Raw genomic sequence first — 7840 nt, forward strand, 5'->3', positions numbered from 1 at the left:
CGCCTACCGCGCCGCGGTCCCCGGGGCGGGTGACCCCCTCCCCGCCGAGGGCACCGTCCTGCGCCCGGGCGCCGACGTGGTCTCGAGCGCCCCGGAACTGGCCCGGCTCACCCTGAACATCGCGCAGACCCACCACGACGCCCGCGTCTCGGGCGCCGGCAGGTTGGTCTACGGCGGCCACACCATCGGACTCACGCTGTCGCAGGCCACCCGGGCGCTGCCGACGATGCTCACCGTGCTCGGCTGGCACTCCTGCGACCACGTGGGCCCGGTCCGCGAGGGCGACACCCTGAGCAGCGAGCTCGTGATCGGGGCCGCGGTCGATCTCCCGGACGGGGGGACGGCGCTCGATCTGCGGTCGCTCGTCACCGCCCACCGGGCGGACGGTGACGCTCCCGTCCTGGACTGGTCGTACACGGTACTCATGCCCGGACGCCCGGATCGGGGATAATGGTTGTCATGAGTTCAGAAGGCGGCACGCGGCCGGGGGTGGGCCGTCCCAAGAAGACGGCGCTCCTGGTGGCCCAGCAGATCGTCGAGGACATCTCCCGTCGCGGGAACACCGTCGGCGACCGGCTGCCCCCGGAACACCTCATGCTCGAGCAGTACGGGGTCGGTCGCGGGACGCTCCGCGAGTCGCTGCGCTACCTGGAGCTGCAGGGCGTGCTCATGCTCAAGCCCGGGCCCGGTGGCGGGCCGATCGTGCAGCAACCGGACGGGGGGACGCTGGCCGCCACGTTGAGCCTGCTCCTGCAGTTCGAGAACGCCCCGTTCTCCACGATCATGGAGGCCCGCACGGCGTTGGAGCCCACCATCTCCCGTCTGGCCACCTCGCGGATCGACGACGCCGGACTGGCCGGACTCGCCGAGAACCTCCGCCAGACGCGGGAGCAGATGGGCGACCAGGCCGCGTTCTCGGCCCACTCCGAGCGATTCCACGAGCTGATCGCCTGGAGCTCCGGGAACGCGCTCTTCGGCTACCTCTTCGATGCGCTGAGCGGCCTGATCGCCGGAGCCTCGATGGGCATCACCTACCCCAGGCGGCAGCGCGAGTTGACGTGCGACATCCACGAGGAGATCTACGCCGCGATCGCCGACCGGGACGGCGACACCGCGTCCCGGTTGATGTCGGTCCACATCCACGAGCACACCACGTACCTGGAGAAGCGGTTCCACAGCGCGCTCGCGAGGCCGATCCGGTGGGACCTCGACGGTTGACCCGGGTCATCGGGCCGTGCCCGTCCGAGGCGGATCAGATGTGGCGGCCGCCGGTGATCTCGAGGACCGTACCGGTCATGTAGCTCGACATGTCGCTGGCCAGGAACAGCACGACCTGCGCGACCTCGGAGGGCTCGCCGGCCCGGCCCAGGGGGATCTCGGCCATCTTCTCGTCCCAGACGTGCTGCGGCATCGCCAGGGTCATGGCGGTGCGGATGAGCCCCGGCTGGATCGCGTTGATGCGCACGTTCTTGAACGCGACCTCCTTGGCGGCGGCCTTGGTCAATCCGATTATCCCCGCCTTGGCGGCGGAGTAGTTGGTCTGACCCTTCAGCCCGACCTTGCCGGAGATGGAGGAGACGTTGACGATCGCCCCTCCCCCGTGCTCCCGCATCCGCCCGGCGGCCGCGCGGGTGCCGTTCCACGTTCCCTTGAGGTGGATCGCGATGATGTCATCGAACTGCTCCTCGGTCATCGTGCGCATCGTGGCGTCGCGGGTGACACCGGCGTTGTTCACGAACACCCCGAGCGGCCCGAACGCCTCCTCGGCCACGTCGATCAGGTGCTCGATCGCCGCCCCGTCACGCACGTCGCAGTTCACGTACCGTGCGGCGTCCTCGCCGCCCAGCTCGGTGACCGCGGCCGCGCCCGCCTCGTCGTCGATGTCCCCGATCACGACGCGCGCCCCGCTGTCGATGAACGTCCGCGCGATCTCCAACCCGATCCCGCGCGCGGCTCCGGTGACGACCGCGGTCCTACCCTCAAGAAGTCCCATGACGTGTGTCCTCTCCTCGTGCCCGCCCGGCCAGTTCGGCCAGGATCGCATCGGTGTGTCGGCCCAGTGACGGCACGGGCCCCATCGGTAGCTCTACGTCCGCGTAGGTGATCGGCGGGAGCAGGCCGCGGACGGATCCGGCCGGGGTGTCGACCTCGCGCCACCGGTCCCGCGCCTCGAGCTGCGGGTGGTGGACCAGTCCGGCGACATCGTTGAGCCGGGCCGCCGGGACACCGGCGTCGTCGAGTCGCGCGGCCAGCTCCTCCGAGTCGTACTCCCTGGTCAGGGACCCGATCAGCGCGTCCACCTCGGCCCTGCGCGCCACGCGGGCGATGTTGGTCGCGTACCGCTCGTCGTCGACGAGATCCGGCCGGTCCAACACGTCGCGGACCAGCGCCGCCCATCCCCGGTCGTTCTGCACCCCGATGAGCACCTGTCCGTCCCTGGTGGGGAAGGCGTCGTACGGGCAGATCGAGGCGTGCGACAGGCCCATGCGCCCGACCTGCCGGTCCGCGTACATCCGGATGTACATGGGGTGGCCCATCCACTCGGCTGTCGCCTCGAACATCGACACCTCGATCGTGGCACCGAGCCCGGTCCGCTCCCGACGGAACAGCGCCGACTGGACCGCCGAGAGCGCATACATCCCGGTCGCGATGTCGGAGACCGGGACGCCGGTCTTGGTGGCGGTCTCGGGGGTACCGGTGATCGAGCACAACCCCGACTCGGCCTGGACGAGCATGTCGTAGGCCTTGCGGCCCGAGTACGGCCCCGCGTCGCCGTACCCGGAGAGGGTGACGACGACGAGCTCGTCCTTCCTCGACCGGAGCGCAGCGGCCCCCAGACCCAACCGGTCCATCGCCCCGGGTGCCAGGTTGCTCAGGACCACGTCCGCACGGTCGGCCAGCTCGAGCGCGACCCGCCGCCCGTCGTCGGAGGCCAGGTCGAGCTCGATCGACTCCTTGCCCCTGTTGAGCCAGACGAAGTGCGAGGCCAGGCCGTGGACGGTGTCGTCGTAGGACCGGGCGAAGTCACCCTCCCCCGGCCGCTCGATCTTGATGACGCGGGCGCCGAGGTCCGCGAGGTGACGGGTGGCCAACGGGCCGGCGACGGCCTGTTCGACCGCCACGACCGTGATCCCCTCGAGAGGGAGCGGCCCGCCTCCCGTCATCGTGCGGTGGCCTCGCGTGTCGCACCGCGCATGAGGCCGCCGCCGATGATCAGCCTCTGGATCTCGCTGGTCCCCTCGTAGAGGCGCAGCAGGCGGATGTCCCGGTAGATCCGCTCGACCACCACGCCCCGCATGTACCCGGTGCCGCCGTGGATCTGGACGGCCAGGTCGGCGACCTTCCCCGCCATCTCCGTGCAGTAGAGCTTGGCGACGGACGGGGCGATGCGTCGGTCCTCTCCCGAGACGTACTTGGCCGCGACCTCCCGGACCAGCGCCTGTCCGGCCATCACCCCGACCTGCTGGTCGGCGATCATGGCCTGGACCAGCTGGAAGTCGCCGACGGCCGTGCCCCCCTGCGTGGTGGTGGCCGCATGGGCCAGCGACTCGTCGAGCGCCCTTCTCGCCGACCCCACGGCGACGGCGGCGATGTGCACGCGACCGCGGGCCAGGGACGTCATCGCCGCGCGGTACCCGGCGTCCTCGTCTCCCCCCACCAGCGACGAGGCGGGGACCCGGACACCACTGAATTCCACCTCTGAGGTCGGGGCACCCTCCTGGCCCATCTTGCGGTCCTTCGGTCCCACCGTGACCCCGGCCGCGTCGGCGGGGACGAGGAACACCGCGATCCCCGGGCCACCGGCGTCCGCGGGGCGGGTCCGGGCGAACACGACGAACAGATCCGCCACCGGCGCGTTGGTGATGAAGCGCTTGGTGCCGTCGATGACCCAGTCGTCGCCGTCCCGGACGGCCCTGGTCGCCAGCCCGGCGGGATTGGACCCCGCACCGTCCTCGGTCAGCGCGAAGGACGCGATCACCTCGCCGGACGCGATCCGCTCCAGCCACTCCGCCTTCTGCTCGTCGGTGCCGAAGTTCACCAGGACCTGCCCGGCGATCCCGTTGTTGGTGCCGAACAGCGACCGCATGGCCAGGCTGGTGTACCCGAATTCCATCGCCAGCTCGACGTCCTGGGTCAGGTCCAACCCCAGGCCACCCCACTGCTGCGGGATCGCGTACCCGAACATCCCCATCTCGGCCAGCCCGGCCCGGATGTCCTCCGGGACGGCGTCGGCGTCGGCGATCTCCCGCTCCCGGGGCATCACCACGGTCCGGATGTAGTCGCGGGTCGTGGCGAGGATGGCCGCGAAGTCCTCCGCGTCGACCTCGGGCCCCACCGAGTCCGCCTGATCGCTCATGACTGTGTCCTCTGTCGTCCGTGATGGCCCTCGCGGAACCACGATCCGGTGAAGTATGCTTCAAACTATTATCATCAATTACGGAGCGGGGCAATAGTCACCGCCGGACCCCCGGGAGCCACCGATGGCCGAATCCAGCGAGTCGCGACCGCTCAGCGGCATCCGCGTGGTCGAACTCTCCAGCTTCGTGGCCTCTCCCCTGTGCGGGCTCACGCTCGCCCAGCTCGGCGCCGAGGTCATCCGCGTCGACCCGGTGGGCGGCGCGGCGGACGTGCACCGCTGGCCGCTCGCCCCGGGCGGAACCTCGATCTACTGGACCGGTCTCAACAGGGGCAAGTCCTCGGTGACCCTCGACCTCCGGTCCGACGAGGGCCGGCAGTCGTTCCGGGACCTCGTCACCGCGCCCGGGGAGGGCTCGGGAATCCTCGTGACCAACTCCGCCGGCCGGGAGTGGATGAGCCATGAGCGTCTGGCCGCGGTCCGACCCGATGTCATCACCCTCGAACTGCTCGGACGTCGCGACGGCCGCCCCGGGGTCGACTACACCGTCAACGCCGCCCTCGGGTTCCCCGCGATCACCGGACAGGACGGCGGGCAGGGCGGTGGACAAGACGGCGGACAGGGCGGTGGACAGGGCGCCGGGCAGGTGGTCAACCACGCCCTGCCGGCCTGGGACGTCGCCGCGGGCCTCCACGCGGCTCTGGCGGTGGTCTCCGCCGTCCGCGAGCGGGAGAGGACCGGCCGGGGCCGACGCATCGTGCTCCCGCTGGACGACGTCGCCCTGGCCACCGCCGGCGCGCTGGGCTACCTCACCGAGCCGCAACTCGACGGGTCCACCCGGCCCGCCGTCGGCAACTACGTCTACGGCACGTTCGGGAGGGACTTCACCACCGCCGACGGGGGCCGTGTGATGGTGGTCGCCCTGACCACCAGGCATTTCCACGACCTGGCGCGGGTGACCGGGACCCGGGACGCCGTTGACGCCCTCGAGTCGGCCACCGGCGCCGACTTCGGTACCGAGGCCGACAGGTACTCCTACCGGGAGGTCCTGGCCGCACTGTTCGCCCGATGGTTCTCCGCCCACACCACGGCGGAGGTCACCCGGGCACTGGAGGACTCGGTGGTGCTGCACGAGCGGTACCGCACGTTCGACCAGGTGGTGGCGGAGGGCGATCTCGAGTCCAACCCGCTGTTCGCTGCACTGGATCAGCCGGGGATCGGCTCGTACCTCGCGGCCGCGCACCCCGCGACCTTCGACGGCCGGCACCTGGCCACCGGTCCCGCGCCGGACCTCGGCGCCGACACCGATCGCCTCACCGGCGATCGCCCCCGCCCTCCGGTCGCCCCACGACCGCCGATCGCCCCACCACCGCAGGGACCTGAGTCATGACCCACAAGCCCGCCGCCCGCGACGGTGTCCCCGTGTACCTCACGGAGGAGCGGCTCGCGATCCGCGATCTGGCCCGCGACTTCACCGCCCGGGAGGTCCTGCCGCTCGCGAACCGCCTCGACCCGGAGAAGGGAGACATCCCCGACGAGCTCCGGCAGAAGATGGCCGATATCGGCTTCTTCGGCATCATGATCGACGAGGAGCACGGCGGGCTCGGCCTGGGCGTGTTCGAGTACTGCCTGGTCGCCGAGGAGCTCGCCCGCGGGTGGCTGTCGGTCTCCGGTCTCCTCGCCCGCGGCAACGGGATGGGCGGCGGGTTCACCCCCGATCAGGAGGCGCGCCTGCTCCCCCGCGTCGCCCGCGGCGAGTGGCTGGGCGCCTACGCGTTGTCGGAGGCCGAGGCGGGCTCCGACGTCGCCAACATCTCCTGCCGAGCCGTCCGCGACGGCGACGAGTGGGTGGTGAACGGCACCAAGATGTGGTGCACCTACGCCGACCAGGCGGACTACCTCGTGCTGTTCGCCCGTACCGACCCGGTCCGGGACCCGGCCAAGCCCCACCGCGGGATCTCCGCCTTCCTGGTGGAGAAGAATCGCGGCGTGTTCCCCGCGGGCATCACCGGCAACCCCGTCCGCAAGATCGGATACTTCGGCTGGCAGACCTGGGAGCTGTCCTTCGACGACTTCCGGCTACCCGCCTCGGCGCTGCTCGGCGAGGAGGGCAGGGGCTTCTACCTGGCGGTCTCCGGCCTGGAGGTCGGTCGCGCCCACACCGCCGCCCGCGCGATCGGCCTGGCCCGCGCCGCGCTGGAGGACTCGATCGCCTACGTCGCCACCCGCGAACAGTTCGGCCGACCGATCGGCGAGTTCCAGTACCTGCGCTTCGAGATCGCCCGGATGGCCGCCGACATCGAGGCCGCGCGCCAGCTCATGTTCTCGGTGGCCACGGACATCGACTCCGGGCGTCGCTGCTCGCTCGAGGCCGCCATGTGCAAGCTCGTGGCCACCGAGATGGCCGAGCGGGTGACCTCCCAGGGCGTCCAGATCCACGGCGGGGCCGGGTACACGACCGACTTCCAGGTGGAGCGGCACTGGCGCGACGCCCGGCTGACGCGCATCTTCGAGGGCACCAGCGAGATCCAGATGCGGATCATCTCGGATGAACTCCTCGGCCGCGACCACTGAGTACAGTCGCCACCATGAAGGCTGCGGTGTGCGTGGACACGGAATCCCCCCTGGTGCTCGAGGACATCCCGATCCCCGAACCCCGGGAGGGCGAGGTCCTGATCCACAACACGGCCTGCGGGGTGTGCCACACCGACCTCCACGTGATGAAGGGCGAGGTGGGGTTCCCGCTCCCCGGGGTCCTGGGGCACGAGGTCTCCGGAGTCGTCGCCGAGGTCGGCCGTGGCGTGACGGCGGTCCGCCCGGGTGACCGCGTGGTGGGCTCGTTCATCATGCCGTGCGGGTGGTGCGAGAACTGCGCCCGCGGGATGGAGGACCTCTGCGCCACCTTCTTCGAGTACAACCGCCTGCGCGGGACCCTGTACGACGGCGAGACCAGGCTTCACCGCGCCAACGGAGAGCCGCTGTCCATGTACTCGATGGGCGGCCTGGCGGAGTACAGCGTCACGCCCGCCACCGCGGTGTTCACCCTCCCCGAGGAACTGGATCTGGCGGATTCGGCGATCCTGGGGTGCTCGCTGTTCACCGCCTACGGTGCCGTGCGGAACGTCGGGGACGTCCGGACCGGTGAGTCGGTCGCGGTCGTGGCCGTGGGCGGCGTCGGGCAGAACATCGTCCAGCTGGCCGCGGTGAGTGGCGCCGAATCCGTCATCGCCGTCGACGTGGACGAGGAGAAGCTCGCCCTGGCGCGGCGCATGGGTGCGACCCACACGATCAACTCGCGCGAGGTCGATGCGACCGAGGCGGTCATGGAGATCACCGGGGGCCGGGGCGTCGACGCCGCCTTCGAGGCGCTGGGCTCGGCCGCCACCACCCGCCAGGCCACGGACATCACGCGGGAGGGCGGCAGGGTCGTCGTGGTGGGCATCCCGCCGGCCGGGACGGTGCTGGACGTCGACCTCGCGCGGG

General features: G+C 71.1%; 7 protein-coding genes and 1 pseudogene. 5 read left to right on the plus strand and 3 right to left on the minus strand.

What is annotated here, in order from left to right; translation table 11 throughout:
* Together G6021_RS01340 and G6021_RS01345 are read left to right on the plus strand one after the other, a co-directional pair.
* Positions 1-451, plus strand: a pseudogene (locus G6021_RS01340) (acyl dehydratase); the annotation flags it as partial.
* An 8-nt stretch (positions 452-459) separates the two neighbouring features.
* On the plus strand, positions 460-1218 hold the full coding sequence (locus G6021_RS01345) for an FCD domain-containing protein (protein WP_179525659.1): 759 nt from the start codon (positions 460-462) through the stop codon (positions 1216-1218).
* Positions 1219-1252: 34 nt separating this feature from the next.
* On the opposite strand, the gene fabG is transcribed toward G6021_RS01345, so the two are convergent.
* Genes fabG through G6021_RS01360 form a run of 3 tightly spaced genes read right to left on the minus strand, consistent with a single transcriptional unit; the run spans position 1253 to position 4357 of the window.
* Positions 1253-1993, minus strand: coding sequence for a 3-oxoacyl-ACP reductase FabG (fabG, locus tag G6021_RS01350; RefSeq protein WP_179525660.1), 741 nt, complete (start codon positions 1991-1993; stop codon positions 1253-1255).
* Entirely contained in the window at positions 1980-3164 is a 1185-nt protein-coding gene (locus G6021_RS01355) for a CaiB/BaiF CoA-transferase family protein (RefSeq protein ID WP_182610416.1), read from the minus strand. Before G6021_RS01355 ends, fabG begins: the two co-directional genes overlap by 14 nt.
* Positions 3161-4357, minus strand: coding sequence for an acyl-CoA dehydrogenase family protein (locus G6021_RS01360; protein ID WP_182640509.1), 1197 nt, complete (start codon positions 4355-4357; stop codon positions 3161-3163). The genes G6021_RS01355 and G6021_RS01360 overlap by 4 nt, the downstream gene beginning before the upstream one ends.
* A 124-nt stretch (positions 4358-4481) precedes the next feature.
* Between G6021_RS01360 and G6021_RS01365 the strand changes: the two genes are divergently transcribed.
* The 3 genes from G6021_RS01365 to G6021_RS01375 form a co-directional block, all read left to right on the plus strand.
* Positions 4482-5747 (plus strand): CoA transferase, encoded by a 1266-nt coding sequence (locus tag G6021_RS01365; RefSeq protein WP_182640510.1) that lies wholly within the window; start codon positions 4482-4484, stop codon positions 5745-5747.
* Positions 5744-6931 carry an acyl-CoA dehydrogenase family protein gene (locus G6021_RS01370; protein ID WP_182640511.1) on the plus strand — a complete coding sequence of 396 codons (1188 nt, stop codon included), beginning with the start codon at positions 5744-5746 and terminating at the stop codon, positions 6929-6931. The genes G6021_RS01365 and G6021_RS01370 overlap by 4 nt, the downstream gene beginning before the upstream one ends.
* 14 nt (positions 6932-6945) lie before the next feature.
* Positions 6946-7840, plus strand: an 895-nt coding sequence (locus G6021_RS01375; protein ID WP_182640512.1) for an alcohol dehydrogenase catalytic domain-containing protein, incomplete at its 3' end; no start/stop codon positions are given.

The sequence above is a fragment of the Dietzia sp. CW19 genome (genome assembly GCF_014145265.1).
Classification (GTDB): Bacteria; Actinomycetota; Actinomycetes; order Mycobacteriales; family Mycobacteriaceae; genus Dietzia; species Dietzia natronolimnaea.

What these genes read in the sequence shown, in the direction of transcription:
- G6021_RS01370 (WP_182640511.1), top strand. Translation starts at nt 5,744, where the DNA reads ATGACCCACAAGCCCGCCGCCCGCGACGGTGTCCCCGTGTACCTCACG.
- G6021_RS01360 (WP_182640509.1), bottom strand. Translation starts at nt 4,357, where the DNA reads ATGAGCGATCAGGCGGACTCGGTGGGGCCCGAGGTCGACGCGGAGGAC.
- G6021_RS01345 (WP_179525659.1), top strand. Translation starts at nt 460, where the DNA reads ATGAGTTCAGAAGGCGGCACGCGGCCGGGGGTGGGCCGTCCCAAGAAG.
- G6021_RS01365 (WP_182640510.1), top strand. Translation starts at nt 4,482, where the DNA reads ATGGCCGAATCCAGCGAGTCGCGACCGCTCAGCGGCATCCGCGTGGTC.
- fabG (WP_179525660.1), bottom strand. Translation starts at nt 1,993, where the DNA reads ATGGGACTTCTTGAGGGTAGGACCGCGGTCGTCACCGGAGCCGCGCGC.
- G6021_RS01355 (WP_182610416.1), bottom strand. Translation starts at nt 3,164, where the DNA reads ATGACGGGAGGCGGGCCGCTCCCTCTCGAGGGGATCACGGTCGTGGCG.